General features: G+C 67.7%; 24 protein-coding genes and 1 pseudogene. 13 read left to right on the forward strand and 12 right to left on the reverse strand.

What is annotated here, in order from left to right:
* Window positions 1-4 precede the first annotated feature (4 nt).
* From paaD to paaA, 4 genes are read right to left on the reverse strand one after another with little or no spacing between them, the layout of a single operon-like run.
* The gene (gene paaD / locus GTP90_RS20970; protein ID WP_161085362.1) at window positions 5-559 is read right to left on the reverse strand and encodes a 1,2-phenylacetyl-CoA epoxidase subunit PaaD; all 555 of its coding nucleotides are present in this window, start codon (window positions 557-559) and stop codon (window positions 5-7) included.
* 10 nt (window positions 560-569) lie between these two features.
* Window positions 570-1322 carry a 1,2-phenylacetyl-CoA epoxidase subunit PaaC gene (paaC, locus tag GTP90_RS20975; protein WP_161085363.1) on the reverse strand — a complete coding sequence of 251 codons (753 nt, stop codon included), beginning with the start codon at window positions 1320-1322 and terminating at the stop codon, window positions 570-572.
* A 12-nt stretch (window positions 1323-1334) separates the two neighbouring features.
* The gene (paaB, locus tag GTP90_RS20980) at window positions 1335-1619 is read right to left on the reverse strand and encodes a 1,2-phenylacetyl-CoA epoxidase subunit PaaB (protein WP_020701068.1); all 285 of its coding nucleotides are present in this window, start codon (window positions 1617-1619) and stop codon (window positions 1335-1337) included.
* 10 nt (window positions 1620-1629) lie between these two features.
* A complete protein-coding gene (gene paaA, locus GTP90_RS20985) occupies window positions 1630-2616 on the reverse strand; it encodes a 1,2-phenylacetyl-CoA epoxidase subunit PaaA (RefSeq protein ID WP_161085364.1) in 987 nt (328 codons plus the stop codon).
* A 176-nt stretch (window positions 2617-2792) separates the two neighbouring features.
* Here paaA and paaX point away from each other — a divergent pair, with 176 nt between their 5' ends.
* The 3 genes from paaX (at window position 2793) to GTP90_RS21000 (ending at window position 6151) form a co-directional block, all read left to right on the forward strand.
* Window positions 2793-3719: a phenylacetic acid degradation operon negative regulatory protein PaaX gene (gene paaX, locus GTP90_RS20990; protein WP_161085365.1), complete on the forward strand. Its 927-nt coding sequence runs from the start codon at window positions 2793-2795 to the stop codon at window positions 3717-3719.
* 85 nt (window positions 3720-3804) lie between these two features.
* The gene (locus GTP90_RS20995) at window positions 3805-4935 is read left to right on the forward strand and encodes a M14 family metallopeptidase (protein WP_161085366.1); all 1131 of its coding nucleotides are present in this window, start codon (window positions 3805-3807) and stop codon (window positions 4933-4935) included.
* 103 nt (window positions 4936-5038) lie between these two features.
* The gene (locus GTP90_RS21000) at window positions 5039-6151 is read left to right on the forward strand and encodes a hypothetical protein (protein WP_161085367.1); all 1113 of its coding nucleotides are present in this window, start codon (window positions 5039-5041) and stop codon (window positions 6149-6151) included.
* A gap of 6 nt (window positions 6152-6157) precedes the next feature.
* Here the strand turns inward: GTP90_RS21000 and pmbA are convergent, their stop codons facing one another.
* Window positions 6158-7510 (reverse strand): metalloprotease PmbA, encoded by a 1353-nt coding sequence (gene pmbA / locus GTP90_RS21005; protein ID WP_161085368.1) that lies wholly within the window; start codon window positions 7508-7510, stop codon window positions 6158-6160.
* A gap of 94 nt (window positions 7511-7604) precedes the next feature.
* Between pmbA and yjgA the strand changes: the two genes are divergently transcribed.
* The 3 genes from yjgA to GTP90_RS21020 are packed head-to-tail and all read left to right on the forward strand — an operon-like array spanning window position 7605 to window position 9488.
* Window positions 7605-8213 (forward strand): ribosome biogenesis factor YjgA, encoded by a 609-nt coding sequence (gene yjgA, locus GTP90_RS21010; RefSeq protein WP_161085369.1) that lies wholly within the window; start codon window positions 7605-7607, stop codon window positions 8211-8213.
* Window positions 8203-8811, forward strand: coding sequence for a molybdopterin adenylyltransferase (gene mog, locus GTP90_RS21015; RefSeq protein ID WP_161085370.1), 609 nt, complete (start codon window positions 8203-8205; stop codon window positions 8809-8811). The genes yjgA and mog overlap by 11 nt, the downstream gene beginning before the upstream one ends.
* Before the next feature lie 8 nt (window positions 8812-8819).
* Complete coding sequence (locus GTP90_RS21020) at window positions 8820-9488, forward strand: alpha/beta hydrolase (protein ID WP_161085371.1); 669 nt, start codon at window positions 8820-8822, stop codon at window positions 9486-9488.
* Here the strand turns inward: GTP90_RS21020 and GTP90_RS21025 are convergent.
* A complete protein-coding gene (locus GTP90_RS21025; protein ID WP_161085372.1) occupies window positions 9485-10486 on the reverse strand; it encodes a serine hydrolase domain-containing protein in 1002 nt (333 codons plus the stop codon). The two genes, GTP90_RS21020 and GTP90_RS21025, sit on opposite strands and share 4 nt — an antisense overlap.
* Window positions 10487-10502: 16 nt before the next feature.
* Window positions 10503-11057 carry a carboxymuconolactone decarboxylase family protein gene (locus tag GTP90_RS21030; protein WP_161085373.1) on the reverse strand — a complete coding sequence of 185 codons (555 nt, stop codon included), beginning with the start codon at window positions 11055-11057 and terminating at the stop codon, window positions 10503-10505.
* Between the two features lie 107 nt (window positions 11058-11164).
* On the opposite strand from GTP90_RS21030, the gene GTP90_RS21035 reads away from it, so the two are divergent.
* Window positions 11165-12496, forward strand: coding sequence for an aspartate aminotransferase family protein (locus GTP90_RS21035; RefSeq protein ID WP_161085374.1), 1332 nt, complete (start codon window positions 11165-11167; stop codon window positions 12494-12496).
* On the opposite strand, the gene GTP90_RS21040 is transcribed toward GTP90_RS21035, so the two are convergent.
* Genes GTP90_RS21040 through GTP90_RS21055 form a run of 4 tightly spaced genes read right to left on the reverse strand, consistent with a single transcriptional unit; the run spans window position 12497 to window position 17026 of the window.
* Window positions 12497-13351: a fumarylacetoacetate hydrolase family protein gene (locus GTP90_RS21040; protein WP_161085375.1), complete on the reverse strand. Its 855-nt coding sequence runs from the start codon at window positions 13349-13351 to the stop codon at window positions 12497-12499.
* Between the two features lie 41 nt (window positions 13352-13392).
* Window positions 13393-14268, reverse strand: coding sequence for a 2OG-Fe(II) oxygenase (locus GTP90_RS21045; protein ID WP_254451970.1), 876 nt, complete (start codon window positions 14266-14268; stop codon window positions 13393-13395).
* Complete coding sequence (locus GTP90_RS21050; RefSeq protein ID WP_161085376.1) at window positions 14265-15557, reverse strand: MFS transporter; 1293 nt, start codon at window positions 15555-15557, stop codon at window positions 14265-14267. The genes GTP90_RS21045 and GTP90_RS21050 overlap by 4 nt, the downstream gene beginning before the upstream one ends.
* A gap of 8 nt (window positions 15558-15565) precedes the next feature.
* A complete protein-coding gene (locus tag GTP90_RS21055) occupies window positions 15566-17026 on the reverse strand; it encodes a KamA family radical SAM protein (protein ID WP_161085377.1) in 1461 nt (486 codons plus the stop codon).
* 231 nt (window positions 17027-17257) lie between these two features.
* Here GTP90_RS21055 and GTP90_RS21060 point away from each other — a divergent pair, with 231 nt between their 5' ends.
* Together GTP90_RS21060 and GTP90_RS21065 are read left to right on the forward strand one after the other, a co-directional pair.
* Window positions 17258-17713, forward strand: coding sequence for a cache domain-containing protein (locus GTP90_RS21060; protein WP_161085378.1), 456 nt, complete (start codon window positions 17258-17260; stop codon window positions 17711-17713).
* Between the two features lie 15 nt (window positions 17714-17728).
* Window positions 17729-19384: a methyl-accepting chemotaxis protein gene (locus GTP90_RS21065; RefSeq protein WP_161085379.1), complete on the forward strand. Its 1656-nt coding sequence runs from the start codon at window positions 17729-17731 to the stop codon at window positions 19382-19384.
* Here GTP90_RS21065 and GTP90_RS21070 read toward each other — a convergent pair.
* On the reverse strand, window positions 19289-19861 hold the full coding sequence (locus tag GTP90_RS21070) for a DNA-3-methyladenine glycosylase (protein ID WP_161085380.1): 573 nt from the start codon (window positions 19859-19861) through the stop codon (window positions 19289-19291). The genes GTP90_RS21065 and GTP90_RS21070 overlap by 96 nt on opposite strands.
* Window positions 19862-20105: 244 nt before the next feature.
* Between GTP90_RS21070 and GTP90_RS21075 the strand changes: the two genes are divergently transcribed.
* The 4 genes and pseudogenes from GTP90_RS21075 to GTP90_RS21090 form a co-directional block, all read left to right on the forward strand.
* Window positions 20106-20972 (forward strand): HDOD domain-containing protein, encoded by an 867-nt coding sequence (locus tag GTP90_RS21075; protein WP_161085381.1) that lies wholly within the window; start codon window positions 20106-20108, stop codon window positions 20970-20972.
* Between the two features lie 7 nt (window positions 20973-20979).
* Complete coding sequence (locus GTP90_RS21080) at window positions 20980-22197, forward strand: DUF2863 family protein (RefSeq protein WP_161085382.1); 1218 nt, start codon at window positions 20980-20982, stop codon at window positions 22195-22197.
* 122 nt (window positions 22198-22319) lie between these two features.
* Window positions 22320-23504 carry a tetratricopeptide repeat protein gene (locus GTP90_RS21085; protein ID WP_161085383.1) on the forward strand — a complete coding sequence of 395 codons (1185 nt, stop codon included), beginning with the start codon at window positions 22320-22322 and terminating at the stop codon, window positions 23502-23504.
* 126 nt (window positions 23505-23630) lie between these two features.
* Window positions 23631-24204, forward strand: a pseudogene (locus GTP90_RS21090) (BACON domain-containing protein); the annotation flags it as partial.

Genomic DNA, 24204 nt, shown 5'->3' on the forward strand with positions numbered 1-24204 from the left:
CTTTTTAGTGGCACTTGAAGTAGTCGAAGGGCTCGCGGCAGTCCAGGCATTTGTAGAGCGCCTTGCAGGGCGTGGAGCCGAACTGGCTGGTGATTTCGGTGTGGGTGGAGCCGCAGTTGGGGCAAGCCACCGTCAGGCGCGGTTGCGCGCGGCGCGAGATGGCGGCGCCGGAGTGCAGGCCGCTGATGTCGATCACCTGCTGCGCCGGCGGGGCGATGCCGTAGCCTTTCAGCTTGGCCTTGCCCTCCTCGCTCATCCAGTCGGTGGTCCATGCGGGCGAGAGCTGGTTTTGCAGGCGCACGTCTTGCAAACCGTGTGCGTGCAGGGCGTTGGTGATGGATTCAGCGATCACCTGCATGGCCGGGCAGCCGGAGTACGTGGGCGTGATGGTGACGGTGCAGGCGCCATCGGCGTCCAGCTGCACGTCGCGCACGATGCCCAGGTCGACGATGGAGATGACCGGGATTTCGGGGTCGGAGACCTCGGAGAGCCAGGCCCAGATTTGCTCGGCGTGGATTCCCGCTTTCGCGGGAATGACGGTCTCGGAGGCTGTGGTCATTGCCGGCCTCTTACCAGGTCGCGCCGGGATAGGCGCGCTGCAGGAACTGCATCTCGGCCAGGATGTAGCCCAGGTGCTCGCTGTGGCGGCCTTGCTTGCCGCCGCTTTGCATCCAGGCGTCGGCCGGCGGCATGGTCAGCGTGGCTTCGGCGAAGATCTCGGCCACGTGCGCCAGCCATTGCGCGCGCAGGTCGGCGGCGGCGGGGGCCACGCCTTCGGCCACCATCGCTTCATCGACCGCGTCGTAGGCGAACACTTCGCCGCTGTACATCCACAGGTCGTTGACGGCGGCCTGCGTCTTGGCGTGGCTGACCTCCGTGCCGTCGCCCATGCGCACCACCAGGTCGCCGCTGCGGCGCAGGTGGTAGGTCACTTCCTTCAGCGATTTCTCGGCGATGGCGGCGATGCGCGCGTCGCTGCTGCGCGTCAGGCCGACGATCAGGAAGTAGTGCCAGGCGTCGAAGAAGAACTGGCGCACCATGGTGTCGGCGTAGTTGCCGTTCGGTTGCTCCAGCAGCAGGCAGTTCTTGAAGTCGTGGGCGTCGCGATGGTAGGCCAGTTTGTCCTCGTCGCGGCCCGCGCCTTCCAGCTCGCCCGCGTACTCGTACCACAGGCGGGTCTGGCCCAGCAGGTCCAGCGCCACGTTGGTCAGCGCCATATCCTCTTCCAGCGCCGGGCCCTTGCCGCACAGCTGGCACAGTTGCTGGCTCAGGATCAGGGCATTGTCGCCCAGGCGCAGCAGGTAGTTTACTTTGGTCTGCACGTTGGACTCCGCTTACAGGTTCTTGACTTCTTCCGGCATCGGGAAGAAGGTCGGATGGCGGTACACCTTGCTGTTGGACGGCTCGAACAGCGCGCCCTTGTCGCCTGGGCTGCTGGCGACGATGTCGGCCGCGCGCACCACCCAGATGCTCACGCCTTCATTGCGGCGGGTGTAGACGTCGCGCGCGTTGTTGACCGCCATCTCGGCGTCCGGCGCGTGCAGGCTGCCGACGTGTTTGTGCGCCAGCCCGTGCTGGCTGCGGATGAAGACTTCCCACAGTGGCCATTCTTTGCTCATCTTGATCTCCTTATGCTGCCTTGGCGGCGGCGTGTTTATCGGCGTGTGCCACCAGCGCTTCGCGGAACCAGGCGCCGTCCTCCCAAGCCTTGACGCGGGTGCGCAGGCGCTCGCGGTTGCACGGGCCGTTGCCCTTCAAGACGTTGTGGAATTCGCTCCAGTCAATGGCGCCGAATTCGTAGTGGCCGGTATCGGCGTTGAATTTCAAATCGGGATCGGGGATGGTCAGGCCCAGGTACTCGGCTTGCGGGACGGTCTGGTCGACCATGCGCTGGCGCAGTTCGTCGTTGGAGAACAGCTTGATGCGCCACTGCGCAGACTGCGCGCTGTTGACCGATTCCGCGTCGGACGGGCCGAACATCATCAGCGACGGCCACCACCAGCGGTTGAGCGCATCCTGCGCCATGGCTTTTTGTTCGGGCGTGCCGCGCGCCAGCGACATCATGATGTCGTAGCCCTGGCGGGCGTGGAAGGATTCCTCCTTGCAGACGCGGATCATGGCGCGCGCGTACGGGCCGTAGGAGCAGCGGCACAGCGGGATCTGGTTGATGATGGCCGAGCCGTCCACCAGCCAGCCGATGGCGCCCATGTCGGCCCACGACAGGGTCGGGTAGTTGAAGATGCTGGAGTACTTGGCCTTGCCGCTGTGCAGGGCGGCCAGCAGCTCGTCGCGCGACACGCCCAACGTCTCGGCGGCGCTGTACAGGTACAGGCCGTGGCCGGCCTCGTCCTGGATCTTGGCCAGCAGGATGGACTTGCGTTTCAGCGTAGGCGCGCGCGTCACCCAGTTACCCTCGGGCAGCTGGCCGACGATTTCCGAGTGCGCGTGCTGGGAAATCTGCCGGATCAGGGTCTTGCGGTAGGCGTCCGGCATCCAGTCCTTGGCCTCGATCTTGACGCCTTCATCGATGCGGGCCTGGAAGGCGCGCTCGTCGGCGGCCATGTCGTCCGCCGTGCGGACCGTGCTCAGGCCCGTCTCCACCATTTGTGCATACATCGCTGTCTCCTCATCGCTGATGATCAATAATACGATACATATTTTTCTTTGACTACGTTTTTTTTGACTCAAATCGTAAATCAGTATCCCATCGACAAGGGACGTGAAATAAATGCTGCGCCGATGGTCAGGCAAAGTAAACTCTTGTCTGTGTGTATAGAAAGAGATGTTCGCCCATGAATTGCAACGACTGGATAGCCGGATTTTTGGCCAGCGACCCGCCCCGCTCGAAATCGCTGGTGGTGACCATTTTCGGCGACGCCATCGTGCCGCACGGGGGCATGGTGTGGCTGGGCAGCCTGATCGAGCTGCTGGCGCCGTTCGGCGTCAACGACCGGCTGCTGCGCACGGCGGTGTTCCGGCTGGCGCAGGAGGGTTGGCTGGGCGCGCAGCGGGACGGGCGCCGCAGTTCGTACGCGATCACGGCGCCGGCGATGGCGCGCTTCGTGCACGCCTACCGCCGCATCTACGCGCCGCTGAATGTGCACTGGGACGGCAGCTGGACCTTGATCCTCAACGGCGACGGCGCGCTGGACGCAGCCGAACGCAGCGCGGTGCGCAAGGAGTTGCTGTGGGAAGGTTATAGCGTGATCGCGCCCGGCATCATGGGCCATCCGGCGGCCGACGGCCCGGCGCTCGACGAGCTGCTCAAGCGGCTGGGGGTGGACGGCAAGCTGTACGCGGTGCAGGGCAAGGCCATGCGCCAGGTCAGCGGCCGGCCGTTGAGCGAGCTGGTGGCGGCGGGCTGGGATCTGAGCGGCGTGGCGCAGGGCTACCAGCACTTCATCTCGCAGTTCGGGCCGCTGCTGGCGGCGGTGCAGGCGGCCGCGGCGGACGGCGGATTGGCGCCGCAGCAGGCCTACGTGATCCGCACCTTGCTGATCCACGCCTACCGCCGGGTGCAGCTGCACGATCCGCAGTTGCCGGTCGAGCTGCTGCCGACGCCGTGGCCGGGCGCGCTGGCCTACGAGCTCACGCGCGCGATCTACCTGGCCGTGTTCGCGGCGGCCGAGCAGCACATCGACACCACGCTGCGCCGCGAGGACGCCAGCGCCCCCGCCGCCGAGCCCGCCTTCTTCGACCGCTTCGGCGGGCTGGCTTAGCGCCGGGCTCCAGACCCTGTATCATGTCGCCACTGCGCCACAAGCGCAAACAAACTTCTTACATAGAATTTACCGGGATTCAGCCATGTCTATCAAAATCAGCCAGCAATTCGACGCCGGCGCCATCGAGGTCCTGCGTGCCGACGATCCGGCCGCCATCGACCTGAACATCCGCAAGGACTCCCACGCGGACATCACCCAATGGTTTTATTTCCGCGTGCAAGGCGCGCAGGCCACGCCGCTGTCGCTGCGCTTCCTGAACGCCGGCAGCGCCGCCTATCCGGACGGCTGGAAGGATTACCAGGCCGTCGCCAGCTACGACCGCGACAACTGGTTCCGCGTGCCGACCACCTATGACGGCAAGGTCATGACCATCAACCACACGCCGGAATACGACAGCGTCTACTACGCCTACTTCGAGCCGTACTCGTGGGAACGCCACCTGTCGCTGCTGGACAATGCGCAACTGTCGCCGCTGGTCAAGCTGGTCGACCTGGGCAGCACCGTCGACGGCCGCGACCTGAACATGCTGGTCATCGGCGATCCGGAAGCGGATCAAAAAGTCTGGGTCATCGCGCGCCAGCATCCGGGCGAGACGATGGCCGAGTGGTTTGTCGAAGGCATGGTCGAGGCGCTGCTGGACCCGGCCAATCCCTTCGGCCGCCAGTGCCTGAAGGAAGCGGTGTTCTACGTGGTGCCGAACATGAATCCGGACGGCTCGGTGCGCGGCAACCTGCGCACCAACGCGGCCGGCGCCAACCTGAACCGCGAGTGGCTGAACCCGACCATGGAACGCAGCCCCGAAGTGTTCCTGGTCAAGAACAAGATGCTGGAAGTGGGTTGCGACCTGTGCCTGGACATCCACGGCGACGAAGGCCTGCCTTACGTGTTCGTGGCAGGCAGCGAATCGCTGCCGAACTTCACGCCGGACCAGGCCGAAGCGCAGCAATACTTCATCGACAATTTCCTGATCGCCAGCCCGGACTTCCAGGACGAGCACGGCTACGGCGAAACCCCGTACACCGACGAGACGTTGACGATGGGTTCGCCGCACATCACCCACGCCTTCGGCTGCCTGTCGCTGACCTTGGAGATGCCGTTCAAGGACAACGCCAACGATCCGGATCCGGAGACCGGCTGGAACGGCGCCCGCAGCGCCGAACTGGGCAAATCCATCCTGCAGCCAGTGCTGCAATCGCTGGTGGCACAGCAATAAGCCTTGGCTGAGCCCTTCCCTGCGGCGCGACAAGGTCGCCGCCGCAGGGAAAAATACACTGGACCTCATCGGCGCATTCGCGCGCCGCCACTGGAGGTTCAGCATGAATACCCTGACTCAAACACGCCGCGCACTGTTGCTGATTGTGCTGACGCTGTGCGCCTGCTCCACGCCCTACCGTCCGCCGCAGCCGCTCGACGCCAACACCAGCTTCCCCGGCCTGATCGACCTGGCCGCCCGCGCCGGCGGCAAGTCCGCCGATGTGCTGCTGGTGCACGGCATCTGCACCCACGACACCAGCTGGGCCGGCGTGGTCGTATCGCAACTGATGCAGCCGATCACGGCCGCCACCACCCCCACCTCCGCACGCGCGGCGGGCACGGGCGGACCGCAGATCCAGATCGTCTCGTCCAACGTGGCCACGTCGGCCGGCAAGCTGCGCTTCGACGCGCTGATCTGGTCGCCGCTGACCACGCCCCTCAAGCGCCAGCTGTGCTACGACCAGACCGGCAAGTCCTCCATCTGCGAAGGCGCGCCGCCGTTCACGCCGGCACGCGCGCGGCTCAACGCCCGCTTCAAGGACGGCCTGATCGACGACTGCCTGCCCGACGCGCTGGTCTACCAGGGCGTGGCGCGCGACGACATCCAGCGCCGCATGCGCGATGCGATCCTGCAAGTGATGGGGACAAGCGAGACCTCGTCCGAGGTGCCGCTGGTGGTGATTTCGCATAGCATGGGCAGCAAGATCCTGTTCGATACCTTGCTGCGCATGTCGGAGGAAGCGCCCGGCTCGCCGGCGGCGCTGGTGGCGCAGCGCGCCGTGAACCGCCTGCGCCTGCTGGTGATGGCGGCCAACCAGATTCCGCTGCTGTCGCTGGCGGACCAGCAGATCGGCGCCGCGCCGCTGGCCGCGGCCGGCCCGGACAGCCTGCAACGGCTGCTGCAAAAGCGCCTGCCCGCCAGGCGCGCGGTGGCGGACCGGCGGCTGACGCTGGTGGCCTTCACCGATCCCAATGATTTACTGTCGTACACCTTGCCGGCGGATCGATACGCCGGCGAAGGGGTGGTGGTCTACAACATCCTGGCCTCCAACGCGCCGACCTATTTCGGCCTGCTGGAGCGCCCGGACTACGCCCACCTGAACTACCTGACCAACCCCGGCGTCGGCCGCCTGATCACCTGCGGCCTGCCGTCAAGCACCTTGTGCAAGCGCTGAGTAGACTCAGCCGCCCGCCACCACCATGTTCTCGATCAGGATGGAGCCGGTCTGCTTGGTGCCGCGCACCAGCACATCGGCGCCCACCGCGACGATCTGCGCCAGCATGTCCTTCATGTTGCCGGCGATGGTGATCTCCTCCACCGGATACTGGATCACGCCGTTCTCCACCCAGTAGCCCGATGCGCCGCGCGAGTAGTCGCCGGTCACGTAGTTGGTGCCCTGGCCCATCAGCTCGGTCACCAAGAGGCCGGTGCCCATCTTGCGCAGCATGGCGGCGAAGTCGTCGCCCTTCTTGGTCAGCGACGAGGTCAGCGACAGGTTGTGCGAACCGCCGGCGTTGCCGGTGGTCTTCATGCCCAGCTTGCGCGCCGAATAGGTCGACAGGAAATAACCCTGCACCACGCCATCCTTGACCACGTCGCGCTTGACGGTGCGCACGCCCTCCTCGTCGAACGGCGCCGAGCCGACGCCGCCGATCACATGCGGATCTTCCTTGATCTGGATATGCTTGGGCAGTACCTGCTTGCCCAGCGAGTCCAACAGGAAGCTGGACTTGCGGTACAGCGAACCGCCCGAGGTCGCCTGCACGAAGGCGCCCAGCAGGCCCGCCGCCAGCGGCGCCTCGAACAGCACCGGGCAGGTGCGGGTGTCGATGGTGCGCGCGTTCAGGCGCGCCAGCGCGCGCTCGGCCGCGTAACGCCCGATCGCTTCCGGCGCGGACATCTGCTTGGCGTCGCGCACCGAGGTGTACCAGTCGTCGCGCTGCATCTTCGCGCCCTTGCCGGCGATCATGGCCACCGACAGCGTGTGGCGCGAATATGGATAGCCGCCGATGAAGCCGCGCGAGTTGGCCGCCACGAAGTGCGACTGCTGCACGTGCACGCCGGCGCCCTCGGAATTGGTCACGCGCGGATCGACCGCGAAACCGGCCGCCTCGGCGCGCTGGGCCAGCGCCACCGCGTCGGCGGTGCTGATGTCCCACGGATAAAACAGCTTGAGGTCGCGCGGCGCCATTTCCAGCTGGTCGGCGTCGGCCAGGCCGGCGCAATCGTCGTCCGAGGTGAAGCGGGCGATGTTGTAGGCCGCCTCCACCGTCGCCTTCAGCGCGGCGGGGGAAAAGTCCGAGGTGCTGGCGTTGCCGCGGCGCTGGCCGATGAACACCGTCACCCCCATGCCCTTGTCCTTGTTTTGCTCGATGGTCTCGATCTTGCTCTTGCGTACCGACACCGACAGGCCGCTGCCCTCGCTGATTTCGACGGCGCAATCGGTGCCGCCTTGCGCCTTGGCAAACGCCAGCACGTCGCGTGCGAGCTGCTTCAACTGGTCCTGGGTGTGGGTGAAATGGGTATCGCTCATGGGCTGTAATCTTCGGGTGGGCGCTAAAACAGGTATCATAGCAGTCGTTTACAGTTTACAGGTGCGGCCACGCGCCTGACAGAAAGTTAATATTATGGTAAATCCCAATCGCGGCAGCGGCGGCGTGGGCTTCAGCTCCACCGAATTCGAGCAAGAGTACGAACGTCCTTCCAAATCCGAACTCAAGCGCCAGTCCGACGCCCTGCAGAAAATGGGCGAGACCCTGGTCGAAGCGCCCCGCGACCGCGTCAAGCGCGTGCCGATGCCCGAGGACGTGCGCGACGCCATCCTCGAGTGCCAGCAGATCACCAACCACGAAGGCCGGCGCCGCGCGCTGCAATTCGTCGGCAAGAAGATGCGCACCCTGGACGAGACCGAAGTGGCCGTGATCCAGCAAGCCATCGATTCGTGGAAAGGCGCCTCCAAGTCCGAGACCGCCGCCATGCACGCGCTGGAGCGCCGCCGCGACAAGCTGCTCACCGACGACAAGGCGCTCACCACGCTGCTGGCGGAAAATCCGGAACTGGACGTGCAGCACCTGCGCACCCTGATCCGCAACGCCCGCAAGGAACAGGCCGAGAACAAGCCGCCGAAGGCCTACCGCGAGATCTTCCAGATCCTTAAGCAGATCGAAGCGGGCAAGAACAAGCCTGCCGCCGCCTCCGCCGACGATGAGCAAGACAGCGAGTCCGATGACGAGTAACTCCGACACCCTGGTCATCGGCCTGGTATCGGTGTCCGACCGCGCCAGCGGCGGCGTCTACCAGGACCTCGGCCTGCCCGCGCTGCAAGACTGGCTGGCGCGCGCGCTCACCACTCCCTACCGTGTTGAAACCCGCCTGATCGCCGACGAGCGCGCGCAGATCGAAGCCACGCTGACCGAGCTGGTCGACGTGGCCCGCTGCCACCTGGTGCTGACCACCGGCGGCACCGGCCCGGCGCGGCGCGACGTCACGCCCGAGGCCACGCTGGCTATCGGCACCAAGGAGATGCCCGGCTTCGGCGAGCAGATGCGCCAGATCAGCCTGCATTTCGTGCCGACCGCCATCCTGTCGCGCCAGACCGCCGTGATCCGCGAGACCGCCGACCACGCCGCGCTGGTGCTGAACCTGCCGGGCCAGCCCAAGGCCATCGCCGAAACGCTGGGCGGCCTGAAGGACGCGGCCGGCGCCACGCTGGTGGGTGGCATCTTCGCCGCCGTGCCCTACTGCGTCGACCTGATCGGCGGCCCCTACATGGAAACCGATCCGGCCGTGTGCAAGGCTTTCCGCCCCAAATCCGCGCTACGCCCCCAACCCTGAGGACGCCCATGAGCACCCTGCTGCAAACCATTGAAAAAGAAACCGGCGCCAACCCGAGCGTGGCCATCATCTGGATGCACGGCCTGGGCGCCGACGCCAACGACTTCGTGCCCATGCTGCACGAACTGGACCTGCGCGGCCTGCCGGCCATCCGCTTCATCTTCCCCAACGCCGACACCATGCCGGTGACCATCAACAACGGCTATGTGATGCGGGCCTGGTACGACATCGTCGCCAGCGACCTGGGCCGCCAGGAAGACGAGGCCGGCCTGCGCGCGTCGCAAGCCAAGGTCGAGGCGCTGATCGAGCGCGAGAAGGCGCGCGGCATTCCGGCCGAGCGCATCATCCTGGCCGGCTTCTCGCAGGGCTGCGCGATGACGCTGCAGACCGGCATGCGCCTGCAGGAAAAGCTGGCTGGCCTGATGTGTTTATCGGGCTACGTGCCGATCGCCGCCAAGGCCGCCGCCGAGCACACGCAAGCGAGCCTGGCCACGCCGATCTTCATGGTGCACGGCCGCATGGACCCGGTGATCCCGGTGGCCCGCGCCGAACAGTCGCGCGACCTGCTCAAGCAGCTCGGCTACCAGGTGGAATGGCACGACTACGCGATGCAGCACTCGCTGTGCCAGGAAGAAGTGGACCACATCAGCGCCTGGCTGAAAAAGGTCTTGGCCTAAGCCAGCGCAGCCGCCACCAGCGGCTCCAGTTCCGGCTGTGCGCGGTCGGAATTGGCCAGCTGGATCACCGACATGCGCAATTGCGGCAAGCGCAGGACCATCGTATTGAAGCCCCACAGGCAGCCGCCGTGGAACACCACGTCGTGTTCCTGGCGCCGCACCCACTCCAGCCCGAAGCGGTAATCAGGCACCGTGCCGTCGGCCAGCGGGGACGGCTGCAGCAACGCGTGCAGCAGGCTGTCCGGATCGGCCCACTGCCGGTGCCACGCGCGTTCCCACAGCACCAGCTCCTGCGTGCTGGCGTACATGCCGCCGTCGCCTACCGTGTTGGCATTGCCCAGATGCTGGCGGTAGCCGCCCGGCCGCTGCGGATCGATCTCGTAGCTGCACACGCGATGCGGCAGCACGTTCTGGCGGTCGTCGTCGAAGCCCATGCGCGTGATCCCGAGCGGCAGCAGCAGCGTCTCGCGCAGATAGCGCGCGGCCGGCATGCCGCTCAGGCGCTCGACCAGCGCCGCCAGCAGGATGTAGTTGCTGTTGCTGTAGCGGTGCCCGGCGCCGCCATCGACCGTGTCCATGTGCGCGATGACGCGCAGGATGTCCGCGTTGTTGAAATAGTCCGCCTCATGCCTGCCCGGCTGGCAGCGCAGGAACTGGAAGTAGTCCGGGATGCCGCTGCTGTGATTGAGCAGGCTGCGCAAGGCGAACGGCTGCTCGAAGCCGGCCAGCTCCGGCAACAGCGCACACACATCGTCGTCCAGCCCGATCTTCCCGGCGCGCACCAGCGCCAGCACGGCAGCCGCCGTGAACTGCTTGGATTCCGACGCCAGGTAATACGCCGACCGCGCCGACAACGGCACCTCCAGCTCCAGCGACGCCAGGCCATGATGCAGCTCGAAGGCCACCTCGCCATCGCGCACCACCAGCGCGCTGAAGCCCGGCCCGTCGGCGGGCAGCGCCGCTTGCAGGCGCAAAAAATAATCTCTCAGTTGATTCATCCGTCTCTCTTGATCGTCAATCCGGCAGCGGCGTGGCGGCGGACGCCGGCACCGCCGTCTGCGCCGCGTTCATCACCATCGCCAGGAAGGTGTAGTAGCCGTTGATGCCCATCAGGTCCACCACCCCGTGCTCGCCGAAGGCCGCCAGCGCCGCCGCGTAGGTCTCGTCGTCGACACGCTGCCGCTGGTGCAGCTGGATGCAGAAGTCGTGCACCAGCGCCTCGTCGGCCGCCATGCCCTCCGGCCGCCGCCGTGCCGCCACCGCCGCCACCACCTCGTCCGCGATGCCGTACTGGCGCGCGATCGGCTCGTGGATCGCCCACTCCACCTGCTGGCTCCACTGCCGCGCCGTCACCAGGATCGCCAGCTCCGTCAGCCGCGTGCCGATCGCGCTGCGGTAGCGCAGGTACTCGCCCATGCGCTGCGCCGCCGCCATCAGCTCCGGGCTGCGGATCAAGGGCACGAAGGGCCCGTACAAGGCTCCGCGCGGCCCGTCGATCACGGCCTGCGCCGCCACCTGCTGGGCGGCAGTCATGTCGGCAAACGGTATAGCTCCCAAACGATCATCCATGGCACGCATCCTTAAACAATATTCGCTCATGGTGCGGCATAGATCAACAGAACACAAGCCGATCACGGCTATCGTCTGCTCTTCGTCACCCCGATTGAAAGGACGCCATGAGCCACATCATCCACCGCAACCTGCGCCGCATCCCGCCGCTGGCCGTCAGTGCCGCCGGCCTGACTGTGCGCGACAGCCAGGGCCGCAGCTATCTCGATGCCAGCGGCGGTGCCGCCGTCTCCTCGCTGGGCCATGCCCATCCCGACGTGCTGGCCGCCATGCATGCGCAGATCGACCGCAACGCTTACGCCCATACGGCCTTCTTCACCTGCGACGCCGCCGAGGAACTGGCCACCCGCTTGGCCAACGATGCTCCCGGCGACCTCGATCACGTCTACCTGGTCTCGGGCGGCTCGGAGGCGATGGAGACCGCGCTCAAGCTGGCGCGCCAGTACTGGCTCGAAGCCGGCCAGCCCGATCGCAGTGTGTTCATCGGCCGCCGCCAGAGCTACCACGGCAACACGCTGGGCGCGCTGGCCATCGGTGGCAACGAGTGGCGCCGCCGCCCGTTCGAACCGCTGCTGATGGAGGTGCCGCGCGTCTCGGCCTGCAACGAGTACCGTGGCCGCGCCGACGGCCAGAGCACCGAGGACTACACCGCCGCCCTGCTGGCCGAACTGGAGGCGACCATTCTGGAACAAGGCCCGCAGAACATCATCGGCTTCGTCGCCGAGACCGTGGTCGGCGCCACCGGCGGCGCGGTGCCGCCCACGCCCGGCTACTTCCGTGGCGTGCGCAAGCTGTGCGACCAGTACGGCATTTTGCTGATCCTCGATGAAGTCATGTGCGGCATGGGCCGCACCGGCACGCTGTACGCGTTCGAACAGGATGGCGTGGTGCCGGACCTGGTGGTGCTGGGCAAAGGCCTGGGCGCCGGCTACCAGCCGATCGGAGCGGTGCTGGCGCGCGAGCACATCGTGCGCCAGCTGCGCGACGGCAGCGGCGCTTTCCTGCACGGCCATACCTACATGGGCCATCCGGTGGCCGCCGCGGCCGCGCTGGCGGTGCAGAAGGTGATACAGAGGGATTGCCTGCTGGGCGCCGTCACGGTGCGCGGCGCGGCCTTCCGCCGCATGCTGCGCGACGCTTTCGGCAGCCATCCGCACGTGGGCGATATCCGCGGGCGCGGCATGCTGCTGGCGCTGGAGCTGGTGCGCGACCGCGACAGCAAGCGGCCCTTCGATCCGGCCTGCCAGCTGCACGCGGCGGTGAAGGAGCAGGCCATGTCGCGCGGCCTGATGGTCTATCCGATGGGGGGCACCATCGATGGCCGCAACGGCGACCATATCCTGCTGGCGCCGCCGTTCATCGCCACCGAGGCCGAACTGGCGGAGATCACCAGCCGGCTGGCCGACGCGCTGACCCGCGCGCTGACCAGCGCGACGTAATTACTTCGGCGCGGTCCAGGCGACAACGTCCTGCTGCTGCTCGCCCAATCCGGCGATGCCCAGCCGCAGGACATCGCCTTTCTTGAGGAAGCGCTGCGGCTTGCGGCCCTGGCCCACGCCCGGCGGCGTGCCGGTGGCGATCACGTCGCCGGGCTCCAAGGTCATGAACTTCGACAGATAGCTGACGATCTGCGCCACCGAGAAGATCATGGTGTCGGTGCAGCCGGTCTGCATGCGCTTGCCGTTCAGCTCCAAGTACAGGTCCAGCTTCTGCACGTCGTAGATGTCCTCCGGCGTCACCAGCCACGGGCCGACCGGGCCGAAGGTGTCGCAGCCCTTGCCCTTGTCCCACTGCGGGCCGCGCTCCAGCTGGAACGAGCGCTCCGACACGTCGTTGACCACGCAATAGCCGGCCACGTATTTGAGCGCGTCCTCCTCGCTGACGTACTGCGCGCGCGTGCCGATCACCACGCCCAGCTCCACTTCCCAGTCGGTCTTCTTCGAGCCTTGTGGCAGCATGATGGGATCGTCCGGGCCGGACAGGCAGGAAATCGCCTTCATGAAGACGATGGGTTCCTTCGGGATCGGCATGCCCGATTCGGCCGCGTGGTCCGAGTAATTGAGGCCGATGCCGATGAATTTGCCGACGCGCGCGATCGGCACGCCGTAGCGCGGATTGCCGCGCACCAGCGGCAGCGAGGCGTGCGGGATCTTCTCCAGCTTGCGCAGCGCCTTGGGCGCCAGCTGCGCCGCGTCGATGTCGGCGATCACGCCGGACAGGTCGCGCAGCTTGCCTTCGTCATCGATCAGGCCTGGTTTCTCTTTGCCGGGACGGCCGTAACGAACGAGTCTCATGGGGTTCCTAGGTTAAAAGCGGTGGGTCCAAGCCCGCCATTCTAACCGTAGCGCCCTTGCCTGAGCCATTTGTTGGCGATGATCTTGGTGCCGCTGACCACCGGCGCGCCGCCGTGCAAGGTCTGCTTGTCCGGTTGATGATTGACGTCGGTGTTGAGGAACCACAGCGCGCTGCCCTTCTTCGGATACACCTCCAGCCCCAGGCCGGGGAACACCGTGCCGCCGCCCTGCTCCACGTCGCTCAGGTAGAGGATGAAGGTGGCCAGCCGCTGGCCGCCGCGCGCCAGGTGGCTGCGATGGCCGCTGCTGTCCGGGTCCAGCCAGTCGTAGTGGGGGCGGTACTCCTGCGTCACGCCATACTTCTGCAGCTGGAACGGCTCGCCGCATTCGGCCGGCCAGTGCGCCAGCTCCGCCAGCCGCTGCTCGATGCGCTCGGCCACCTCGGCCTCGCCGCGCTGGATGAAGGCCATCTCGCTGGTGCGGCCCTCGTGCACCACGCTGGCGCCGTCGGCCTCGCCGGTGACGGTGGAGCGGGTGTAGCGCGTGCCGCAATGGGCGACGATGGCGTCGCACTCCTCGTCGCTGAGCACATTCCCCAGCAGGATGATCTGCGGCTGCTTCAGCACGAACAGCACTTCCACCATGCGGTCCTGCACCGCGATCAGGTTGCGTTCCAGGTCGATGTAGGGCATCTGCTGCGGCGCCACGAACACGCTGGCCGGCGGCGCCTGCCCTTCCGCGGCGCGCAGCGCCAGCGCCTCGTCGATGGCGGCGCGCGCCACCGCCATGCTGTGCTGGCCGGAGGCGGCCATGCTGTTGGCCATGTCCAGCGGATTGCAGGCGCGCGCCAGGTTTTCCATGATCCAGTCCCGCCACACGGCCGGCAGGGAAGCAAAGGGGGTGGACGGAGAAGTCATCGTGTGATCGGAGGGCTGGTTGCCGGATTCCCGGACGGATAGTCGATTCTACCGGATTGCGGCGCCGTACCCCAGCGCCGCCGCGCGAACAGGAACAGCCCCCGCAACTGCAGCAGCACCAGCACCCCGAACGCCACCTGGTAGGCCTGCGCCGGATAGTGCTGCAAGGCGTCGGGCCGCCAGCAGCCCAGCACCAGCCCGAAGCCGGCCTGCATCGCGAACGCGCCCAGGAAGATCAACAGGTTCAGGCAAGTGGCGCCGCGCCCCGTCAGCGACGGCGGCAGGCTTTGCGCGACGATCGCGTATTCGATGCCGGTCACCGTGCCCACCAGCGTGAACACCACCGACAGCAGCTGGAAGCTGGGCGCCCAGTTCAGCACAAAGCCCAGCTGCACCGCGATGAACAGCGCCACGCCGGCCGCCGCCACGCTGACCGGCGCCACGCCGCGCCGCCCGGCCCACTCGGTGATCATGCCGACCGCGATGGCGCCGAAGATCACCGCCGCCATGCCCAGGTACAGCAGGTAGGTCACCGCCGCCTCGGAAAAGCCGGCGACGTCGCTCAGCCAGCGGCTGATCCACAGGCCCTGTATGCCGAAGAACACCATGTGCGGCACCATGACCAGCTGCGCCACCTCGCGGAAGGCCGGATGCCTGAACACCTCGCGCAGCACCGACACGCTGGCCGGCCGCGCCGCCGACGACGAGGATGACGATGACGACGGCGGCGCGGAGGGCGCCACCAGCCGTATCAGCAGCGCCAGGCAGGCCGCCGCCGCCGCCAGTCCGACGAACAGGCCGCGCCAGTCGGTGTAGTGCAGCGCCAGCCGCACCGGCAGCGTGGCCGACGCCGCGCCCAGTCCACCGGCCGCGATCAGGTAGCCCTGCACAGACGGCAGCCGCGCCGGCGCGACCCAGGTCGATACCGCCTTCACCGCCGACATGAAGCAGCCGCCCAGTCCCAGCCCGATCAGCGCGCGCGCCACCAGCAGCTCGGCGAAATCGCGGCCGCCCGAAAAAGCCAGCGCGCCCAACGCCGCCAGCAGCAGCATCGGCGGCTGCACCCGCGCCGGGCCCCAGCGGTCGAGCGCCATGCCGACCGGCAGCTGCGCCAGCGCGAACGCCAGGAAGAAGGCGCTGGTCAGCAGGCCAAGCTGGCCGGGGGTCAGCGCCAGCGCCGCCATCAGCTGCGGCGCCAGCGTCGCGTTCACGGTACGGATCAAACTTGATAGATAGTGGCCCAGCGCGAACGGCAGGAACACCAGCACAAACACCGCGCGGCCGGACATGGCGCCACCTACGCCGAATTGTGGGCGCCGCAGCCGGCCGCCGCGCCGCCGCGCTGGCCGTCGTCCTGGCGCGCCGCGATCAGCGGGATCACCTTGCGCTGGCCCGGCGGCTCGGCGCCGTACTCGCTGCGGCTGCCGCCCTCCTCCTCGAAGAAGAACTTGTCCTTGCCGAAGGCCGGTTTCAGTTCGTCCATCCAGGTCGCGTTGGGATCGAACCTGGCGTAGAACGGCTTGCGCACCCAGTCGGGATTGCGGGCCTGCAGGAACTGCAGCGCGAACACCTTCTCGCCGCCGATGGTGACGATCCCGTCGATCACCACCTTGCCGGGGAAGGCGCTCATCGACGGCCCGCGCACGGTGCGCGACAGGCCGGACACCATCTGGTAGGCCTGCTGGAAGATCTCGTGCGCGCGCGCCAGCGGCAGCTGGAAGTACTCGCGCGGCCCGGTGTCGCGCTCGACGAACATGTAGTACGGGATGGCGCCCAGCCGCACGCCGGTCTGCCACAGTTCGGCCCAGCTGTGCGGGTCCTCGTTGATGTGGCGGATCAGCGGCCCCTGCATGCGCAAGGTGGCGCCGGTGCCGACGATGCGCTTGACCGCCTGCTGCGCGATCTCCGGGCGCAGCTCCACCGCGTGGTTGTAGTGGCCCATGATGGCCATGTTCTTGCCGCTGTCGACCACCCGCTCGAACAGGCGCAGCAAGTCGTCGGCGTCGCGGTCGGTGACGAAGCGCTGCGGCCAGTACGCCACCGACTTGGTGCCGATGCGGATGTTCTGGATGTGGGCCAGGTCCGGCGCCAGCAGCGGCTCGATGTAGGCTTCCAGCGAGCGGGTGTTCATGATCAGCGGATCGCCGCCGGTGATCAGCACGTCCGTCACCTCGGGATGCAGGCGCAGGTAGTCGGCCAGCTGGTGCGACTCCTTGGCGTCGAACTTCATGTCGTCCATGCCGACGAACTGCGGCCAGCGGAAGCAGAAGGTGCAGTAGGCGTGGCAGGTCTGGCCGGCGCTGGGGAAGAACAGCACCGTCTCCTTGTACTTGTGCTGCAGGCCCTTGAGCGGCGCGTCGTTCACGCGCGGCACGTTGTGCGTCATCTGCCCGGCCGGATGGGGATTCATGCGCAGGCGGATGCGCCGCACCAGCTCGGTCAGCGCCTGCTGGTTGGCGCGGCCCAGCACCAGTTCGCGCAGCTGGGCGTAGTCGTCCGGCGCCAGCATGTCGCGGTGCGGGAAGGTCAGGCGGAAGATCGGATCGTCGGGGATGTTGCTCCAGTCGATCAGGTGGTCCATCACGTATTCGTTGGTGCGGAACGGCAGCACGTGCGACACCACCTGCACCGCCTCCTGCAGGTCGGGCGTGAGCCACTCCCACTGGCGGGAATGGGAGATGGTCTGGCGGATGAAGGGCTTGAACTTGGGCGCCTGGGCGCCGGCGCTGTTCCAGGAAGCTGTCGGAGTAGAGGTCATCGCTGGTTCCTATCGCAATAAAAGGGGAGGACGGAAACTGCATGCTAGGCCGCCCGCCAAAAACGCGATTGCCGAAAATCAACTGACACACGGAAATACATTTTCCCTTGACGCAGAGCGCGTGCAAAATTGCCACACGGCCAGAACTTGCGGCAGCGCAATTCCCGGCGGCGGCAGCGGCGTACAGTTCGTGGGAGCAAGCCCCTCCTCCTCCCCAAACAAGGAACCGCCATGAGACTGACCGCCCTGCTGGCCGCTGTCGCCGCCACGCTGTTGCACACCACCGCCGTCGCCGCCGAGCCCACCGAGAAGGACGCCGTCGCCCTGGTGGAAAAGAGCGCCGCCTACCTCAAGGCCCACGGCAAGGAAGAGCTGATGAAGAAGGTGGCGGCCAAGGACGCCGAGTTCGTGCAGGGTTCGCTGTACGTCGACCTGCGCGACCTGGCCACCGGCGTGGTGCTGGCGCACCCGTTCAACCCCTCCATCGTCGGCAAGGACCTGACCGACGTGCCCGACGCCAGCGGCAAGAAGTACCGGCGCGAGATCATCGACGTGGCGGCCAAAAAAGGCCACGGCTGGGTCGACTACCAGTACAAGAACCCCGGCAGCGGCAAGATCGAACCCAAGACCACCTACGTGCTGCGGGTCGGCGACGTGGTGCTGGAAGCGGGCATTTACAAAAAATAGCGGCGGGAGAGCACCATGCTGAACAAACTGCGTATCGGTCCCAAACTGTTGCTGGCGCCCGGCCTGGTGCTGCTGCTGCTGGTCGTCACGGCCGCCGCCGCCTACTACGGCATGGTGCGCCAGAACGCCTCGCTGGAAAACCTGGTGCAGGTGCGCGCGGCGCGCCTGCGCCTGGCCGCCGACATCACCGGCGAGACGCGCTACGCCCACGCCCACATCTACCAGTTGCTGGCCTGGGTCAACGGCAGCTTCTCGCAGGCCCGGCTGGACGCATTGTCGCGCCAGCTCAAGGCCGGCCACGTCGTCATCGAGGGCCAGTTGCGCCAGCTGGCGGCGCAGACCACGGCCGGCGAAGACGCCGCCGAGCACAAGATCGCCGGACAGCTGCTGCAGACGCTGGCGGCCTACCGCAAGGCGGTGCAGGACACCATGGAGATGGCCAGCATCGACCAGAGCATCGCCACCAACGCCATGGGCATCGGCGAGAAGCAATTCCTGCTGTTCAACGAGCAGCTGGCGCAGTTGTCGGCGCTGGAGAAAGACCTCAGCGAAGAGGCCTACGCGCGCGCGCGGGCCGAGTTCCATTCGCTGGGCAACAGCATGGCGCTGATGGTGCTGCTGTCGATCGCGCTGTCGCTGGGCGTGACGATGGCGGTGCGCGGCGCCATGCTGCGCGACATCCGCGCCATCGCCGACGTGGTGGTGGCGCTGGCGGCCGGACGGCTGTCGGCCGGCCAGGGCAACCACGGCCGCGACGAGATCGCCGACACCGCCCGCATGCTGGACCACACCATGCACAACCTGACCCAGACGCTGAGCGCCATCCTGGCCTCGGTCAAGGCGATCGACTGCGCCTCGCATGAAATCGCCAGCGGCAACCTGGACCTGTCGACCCGCACCGAGATGCAGGCCAGCTCGCTGGAGGAGACCGCCAGCGCCATGGCCAGCCTGACCAAGGCGGTGCAGAACAACGCGGCCGGCGCGCGCCAGGCCTGCGAGCTGGCGGCCGGCGCCGCCGACCTGGCCCAGCACGGCGGCGCCGCCGTGCGCCAGGCGGTGCAAACCATGGCCTCGATCCGCGCCAGCTCGCGCCAGATCGTCGACATCATCGGCGTGATCGACGGCATCTCCTTCCAGACCAACATCCTGGCGCTGAACGCCGCCGTGGAGGCGGCGCGCGCCGGCGAACAGGGCCGCGGCTTCGCCGTGGTGGCTTCCGAGGTGCGCACGCTGGCGCAGCGCTCGGCCGCCGCCGCCAAGGAGATCAAGGCGCTGATCGCCACCTCGGTGGCCACCATCGACAGCGGCAGCGCCTCGGTGCAGCAGGCCGGCGAGCGCATGGAGGCCATCGTCGCCTCGGTGCAGCAGGTCAACGAGGTGATCGCCCGCATCAGCGACGCCAGCGCCGAGCAGGCCCAGGGCATCGCCGAGGTCAACCATGCGGTCGGTCAGATGGACGACGTGACGCAGCAGAACGCCGCGCTGGTCGAGCAGGCGGCCGCCGCCGCGGCCAGCCTGCAGGAGCAGGCGGTGCAGCTGTCGCAGGCGGTGTCGGTGTTCAAGGTGGAAGCGCCGTCAGCGCATGGGCTTGCTCAGAAAGCGCGAGCCGGCCAGGCCGAAGCGCCACGGCAGCTCCACCGCCTTGCTGATGCCGATGCGCGGGCCGGCTAGCACCTCGAGCGCGGCGCCGGCGTCCGGCGCCAGCAGCGCGAACGGCGGCGCGTCCAGCGCCAGGTTGTTGAACTCGCGCGTGACGCCCAGCGCCTGGCACAGCCGCCCCGGCCCCGAGCACAGCAGGCGCGGGTCGTCCAGCCCGCGCCGCTCGCGCATCCGCTCCAGGCCGGCCAGCGGCTCCAGCGCCCGGATCAGCACGCCGGCGCCGTGGCCCTCCTCCCGGCACACGAAGTTCAGGCACCAGTGCAGGCCGTGCGAGCGGTACACATAGCTGCGCCCCGGCGGCCCGAACATGGAGAAATTGCGCGGCGTCGGGCCGTTGTAGCAGTGCGCGGCCGGCTCGGTGCGGTCGTAGGCCTCGGTCTCGACGATGCGCCCGCCCACCCCGTCCACCAGCACGGTGACGCCGATCAAACGCCGCGCCACCTCGGCCGAGGGCGCGCTGAAATCGATACCAGCCAGATGCTTGTCCATCCGGGTATTGTAAAGGGCAATCTGGACCGCACGCTCACGAAAGGCGTGACAAATGATTATCGAAACGGCGCCCGCCACGGTTTTTAGCGACAAAATATGGCGGCCCCGGCAGAAAATCGGGAGAAATTCGTGCGCACCGCCCGCGCTTGCGGCGATAATCTTGTGAGGCACGCCCGGCACGCGCCGGCGCGCTGGTTTATAGTATCACCTTGGCAATGCCCGCCCTTACCCCCTGAAGAAGACAATGACGACAGCAGCAGCCCCAGCCATGCCAGTAGAAAACGCGGTGGAAGAAGCGCTGATGCGCTCCATCCGTATTCCGCCCCGGCCCAGCCTGCTCGTCGACCTGCAGCGCGAGCTGGCCCAGCCCGACCCGTCGCCGCGCCGCATCGCCCGCATCATCGGCAACGACGTCGGCATGTCCGGCGCCCTGCTCAAGCTGGCCAACTCGCCGTTCTTCGGCGCCGCGCGCAAGGCCAAGTCGGTCGAGCAGGGCATCAATTTCCTCGGCATCAACCAGTGCGCGGCCCTGCTGACCGGGCTGCTGGCGCGCCAGGCCATCGAGGGCAAGGAAGCCGACCTGAACGCGTTCTGGGAAGTGTCGGCGCGCCGCGCCCAGGCCGTGGTGTTCTTCTCGCGCAAGCTACGCATCGCCCCGCCGGACATCGCCCACACCTTCGGCCTGTTCTGCGACATCGGCGTGCCGCTGCTGATGAACCGCTTCACCGACTACGCCGCCACCTACGCCGACGCCTGCGACGACGCGGTGCACACCTTCACCGCGGTCGAGGACAGCCGCTACAGCACCAACCACGCCGCCATCGGCTGCCTGCTGGCGCGCAACTGGGGGCTGTCGCCGGACGTCTCCTGGGCCATCCTGCTGCACCACGACTACCGCGTGCTGGACGACCCGGCCACCGACGACGCCGTGCGCTCGCTGGTGGCGCTGGCGCTGCTGGCGGAAAAAGGCATCGCCCGCTTCCACAGCCGCCAGCTGTCCTACGAATGGGAAAAAGGCGGCGACCAGGCCTGCCGCCACCTGGGCCTGTCCGAAGACGAAACCGCCGACCTGCTGGACGAACTGCACGAAGCCTTCCACACCGAACGATAAGAAAAACATGCCGAAAAATAAGCGCCCCGTACCGCGCAAATCCGCCAATTCCCCGGAACTGAAAGACGAACAACACACCACCGAACTGTGCGCGCTGGCGCTGGACCTGGCCGACGGCGAGTTCAACCACGACATCGTGGCCGACAGCACCCGCGCCGAGCTGGCGCAAAAAGGGCTGGACTTCCAGCGCCTGCTGCGCAAGCTGCTCAACCAGGGCAAGGACGAGGTGCTGTACGGCGCCGTCGAGCTGGCCCGCGACGAGTCGCGCGACGGCTACCGCTACCTGCGCAACGCCATCGAGGAAGGCGCGGCCAGCGTGATCCTGCGGCGCGAGGGCGCGCCCGAGATGGAGATCGACGCCTTCGCCATCCCGGTGTTCGTGCACAGCCAGGGCGGCCTGGACCCGGCCCACGACTTCCAGGACGGCGCCGCCTACGACGCCCTGCTCGACAGCTTCACCGACGCCGGCCTGGAAAGCCCGAAAGCCAGGGTGGTGCTGGTCAGCCACGCCTACGACCTGGACGAGTTCGAGCGCGTCACCTACGGCCAGCTGCACGCCATGGTGCGCGAGGCGGCGCAGTCGCTGACCGAGAAAAAGATCACGGCCGCGCCGGCGCTCGAGCGCAGCATGGCGGCCGGCTGGTCGGCCACCGGCTTCGGCCCGGACGACGCCGCCGTCGAGCTGCGCTTCCTGCTCGGCTTCGCGATGAAGCGCGCCGACGATCCGTTCTACAAGGTGCCGGCCGGCGAGAAGGCGGCCGACGCCTACTTCGCCCAGCGCGCCGCGCGCTACCAGAAATGGACCGGGCAACACGCGCCGCTGGTGGCGCGCTGCCTGGGCCGCGGCCGGGGAGCAGCCCCGCTGCGCCTGAACTTCCTGTACCAGGACCTGTTCTTCGGCGCCCGCGAGCAGGGCCAGTCCGAATACGCGACGCTGCAGCTGCTGTCGGCGCTGAACCAGGCCATCGGCGCGCGCGCGCCGGACCGGCTGAGCGCGGTCATCGCCCCGTTCGACGTCGACGACGAGATGGTGCTGCGCGTGCAGCTGAGCGAGGGCGCCACCGTGCTGGCTCACGGCGACAAGCCGCTCGACCTGGGCGCCGACCTGGAACTGGAGGTCGACGACCTGCGCGACGCGCTGGCCAGCATCGGCGTGGCCGAGGTGCTGGTGGCGCTGCGTTTCAACGCCGATGGCCAGCCGGTGGAGCCGCGTCCGCTGGCCTGAGGCCAACGCCAATTCCCGTTTGACATCGCCCCGGGAGCCGAGGATACTTTCCTCAAGCGGAACACAGAATCCGCTGCCTGGTGCGGCGCCGGCTTGTGCTCCGCAGCAAAGGGAGACTCGTCATGCAACCATGGACCCTGGCCTTGTGCGCCGCGCTGCTGTGCGGCTGCGCCGGTCCGTCGCCGGCCCCGCACGCGGCCGCGCCGATGGTATTCCACGATCAATTGTTCCAGCCGCCGGCGGTGCCGGTCGACACCGCCCACATCTTCGCGGTCAGCCCCGCCATGCGCGACTACCTGAGCCGCGAGATCGGCCACGGCCTGACGCGCAAGGATCCCCGCCGCGAACTGTTCGACGCCCTGTACCGCAAGGACCGGCTGCAGCTCGAGTACGATTCGGCCATGACCCGCGACGCCGCCCAGACCTTCGACGCGCGCGCCGGCAACTGCCTGTCGCTGGCCATCATGACGGCCGCGCTGGCGCGCGAACTCCACCTGGCGGTGCAGTTCCAGCAGGTCGAGGTCGACGCCAGCTGGAGCCGCGCCGGCGACCTGTATTTCTCCAGCGACCACGTCAACCTGGCGCTGGGCCGCCAGCGCCTCGACTACGGCAACGGCTACAGCGTCGACCTGTCGAACTCGCTGACGGTGGACTTCATCCCCATCCCGCCCAAGGCGCGCGAAAACGCCAAGCCGCTGGAGGAACAGACCATCGTCGCCATGTACCTGAACAACCGCGCCGCCGAACTTCTGTCGCAGGTCAAGCTGGACGAGGCCTACTGGTCGGCCCGCAAGGCGGTCGAGCAGGACCCGGGCTTCCTGAACGCCTACAACACGTTGGCCGTGGTCTACCAGCACCATGGCAACCTGGCCGAGGCCGAGCAGGTGCTGCGCTACGCACTGTCGCAGGCGCCGGCCAACACCATCGTCCTGTCCAACCTGGCGCAGGCGCTGGAGGCCCAGCGCCTGCCCGACAAGCTGGCCGAGGCGGCCACGCTGCGCGCCCGCCTGGCGCAGCTGGAACCCGAGCCGCCCTTCCATTACTTCAACCTGGGCCAGGAAGCCATGCGCGCCGGCGACTACCGCCGCGCGCGCGGCCTGTTCGCGCGCGAGGTCGACCGGGTGCCGGACTACCACGAGTTCCACTTCTGGCTGGCGCTGGCCAATTACCAGCTGGGCAACCTGGACGAGGCGGACGCCCACATGGTCAAGGCGCTGGCCAACAGCACCACGCGCGGCGACCACGACCTGTATTCGGCCAAGCTGGACCGCATCCGCGCGTACGAGGCGCACGGGGCGGGCAAATAAGCGCGCACCGGTGGTATTCTGGCCGGGGCGCCCCTCAAACGCGCACCGGAGCTTGACACATAGTTGCAACTACGCAACAATTGTAAAATGTGTAAATCAAGCTGTGCTTACCCCAAGGATACCGCCATGCTGAGACCCAGGTCCGTCTATCTCCTCCCGTTGCTGCTTGCCGCCCTGTTGACCGGATGCGGCGGGGGCGGAGGCGGCGGCAGCGCCGCCGCGCCCGACCCCGGCACCCCGGCCGTGTCGCCCGCCCTCAGCTTCAACCCCGCCACCGTGCGCGGCACCGTCAACGCCGGCACCTCGCTCACCCTGAACGTCATCGCCAGCGTGGCCCGTCCGGCCGACTTCGCCAACGCCGGCACCGTGGTCGCCAGCATCGTCGACAGCAACGGCGTGCTGCTGCCGACCGCCCAGCTGGTCCGCGACAGCGACACCCAGTACCACGCCGTGCTGCAGACCGCGCCGTCGCTGGCGGCCGGCACCTACACCGGCAACCTCAGCGTGCGCCTGTGCCGCGACAGCGGCTGCGCCAGCCAGTTCCCCGGCTCGCCCATGCTGCTGCCCTACAGCCTGCAGGTGGTGCCGGCCGGCCAGCTGACCTTCAGCGCCACGCCGGCGGTCGCCCTCAACGCCACCGCCCACCTGGGCGGCGCGGCGCCGGCCCCGGTCAGCATCGCCATCAGCGGCGACGGCCGCA

Source organism: Duganella vulcania, assembly GCF_009857655.1.
Classification (GTDB): Bacteria; Pseudomonadota; Gammaproteobacteria; order Burkholderiales; family Burkholderiaceae_D; genus Rugamonas; species Rugamonas vulcania.

What these genes read in the sequence shown, in the direction of transcription:
- paaD (WP_161085362.1), bottom strand. Translation starts at nt 559, where the DNA reads ATGACCACAGCCTCCGAGACCGTCATTCCCGCGAAAGCGGGAATCCAC.
- paaB (WP_020701068.1), bottom strand. Translation starts at nt 1,619, where the DNA reads ATGAGCAAAGAATGGCCACTGTGGGAAGTCTTCATCCGCAGCCAGCAC.
- paaA (WP_161085364.1), bottom strand. Translation starts at nt 2,616, where the DNA reads ATGTATGCACAAATGGTGGAGACGGGCCTGAGCACGGTCCGCACGGCG.
- paaX (WP_161085365.1), top strand. Translation starts at nt 2,793, where the DNA reads ATGAATTGCAACGACTGGATAGCCGGATTTTTGGCCAGCGACCCGCCC.
- GTP90_RS20995 (WP_161085366.1), top strand. Translation starts at nt 3,805, where the DNA reads ATGTCTATCAAAATCAGCCAGCAATTCGACGCCGGCGCCATCGAGGTC.
- GTP90_RS21000 (WP_161085367.1), top strand. Translation starts at nt 5,039, where the DNA reads ATGAATACCCTGACTCAAACACGCCGCGCACTGTTGCTGATTGTGCTG.
- pmbA (WP_161085368.1), bottom strand. Translation starts at nt 7,510, where the DNA reads ATGAGCGATACCCATTTCACCCACACCCAGGACCAGTTGAAGCAGCTC.
- yjgA (WP_161085369.1), top strand. Translation starts at nt 7,605, where the DNA reads ATGGTAAATCCCAATCGCGGCAGCGGCGGCGTGGGCTTCAGCTCCACC.
- mog (WP_161085370.1), top strand. Translation starts at nt 8,203, where the DNA reads ATGACGAGTAACTCCGACACCCTGGTCATCGGCCTGGTATCGGTGTCC.
- GTP90_RS21020 (WP_161085371.1), top strand. Translation starts at nt 8,820, where the DNA reads ATGAGCACCCTGCTGCAAACCATTGAAAAAGAAACCGGCGCCAACCCG.
- GTP90_RS21025 (WP_161085372.1), bottom strand. Translation starts at nt 10,486, where the DNA reads ATGAATCAACTGAGAGATTATTTTTTGCGCCTGCAAGCGGCGCTGCCC.
- GTP90_RS21030 (WP_161085373.1), bottom strand. Translation starts at nt 11,057, where the DNA reads ATGGATGATCGTTTGGGAGCTATACCGTTTGCCGACATGACTGCCGCC.
- GTP90_RS21035 (WP_161085374.1), top strand. Translation starts at nt 11,165, where the DNA reads ATGAGCCACATCATCCACCGCAACCTGCGCCGCATCCCGCCGCTGGCC.
- GTP90_RS21040 (WP_161085375.1), bottom strand. Translation starts at nt 13,351, where the DNA reads ATGAGACTCGTTCGTTACGGCCGTCCCGGCAAAGAGAAACCAGGCCTG.
- GTP90_RS21045 (WP_254451970.1), bottom strand. Translation starts at nt 14,268, where the DNA reads ATGACTTCTCCGTCCACCCCCTTTGCTTCCCTGCCGGCCGTGTGGCGG.
- GTP90_RS21050 (WP_161085376.1), bottom strand. Translation starts at nt 15,557, where the DNA reads ATGTCCGGCCGCGCGGTGTTTGTGCTGGTGTTCCTGCCGTTCGCGCTG.
- GTP90_RS21055 (WP_161085377.1), bottom strand. Translation starts at nt 17,026, where the DNA reads ATGACCTCTACTCCGACAGCTTCCTGGAACAGCGCCGGCGCCCAGGCG.
- GTP90_RS21060 (WP_161085378.1), top strand. Translation starts at nt 17,258, where the DNA reads ATGAGACTGACCGCCCTGCTGGCCGCTGTCGCCGCCACGCTGTTGCAC.
- GTP90_RS21065 (WP_161085379.1), top strand. Translation starts at nt 17,729, where the DNA reads ATGCTGAACAAACTGCGTATCGGTCCCAAACTGTTGCTGGCGCCCGGC.
- GTP90_RS21070 (WP_161085380.1), bottom strand. Translation starts at nt 19,861, where the DNA reads ATGGACAAGCATCTGGCTGGTATCGATTTCAGCGCGCCCTCGGCCGAG.
- GTP90_RS21075 (WP_161085381.1), top strand. Translation starts at nt 20,106, where the DNA reads ATGACGACAGCAGCAGCCCCAGCCATGCCAGTAGAAAACGCGGTGGAA.
- GTP90_RS21080 (WP_161085382.1), top strand. Translation starts at nt 20,980, where the DNA reads ATGCCGAAAAATAAGCGCCCCGTACCGCGCAAATCCGCCAATTCCCCG.
- GTP90_RS21085 (WP_161085383.1), top strand. Translation starts at nt 22,320, where the DNA reads ATGCAACCATGGACCCTGGCCTTGTGCGCCGCGCTGCTGTGCGGCTGC.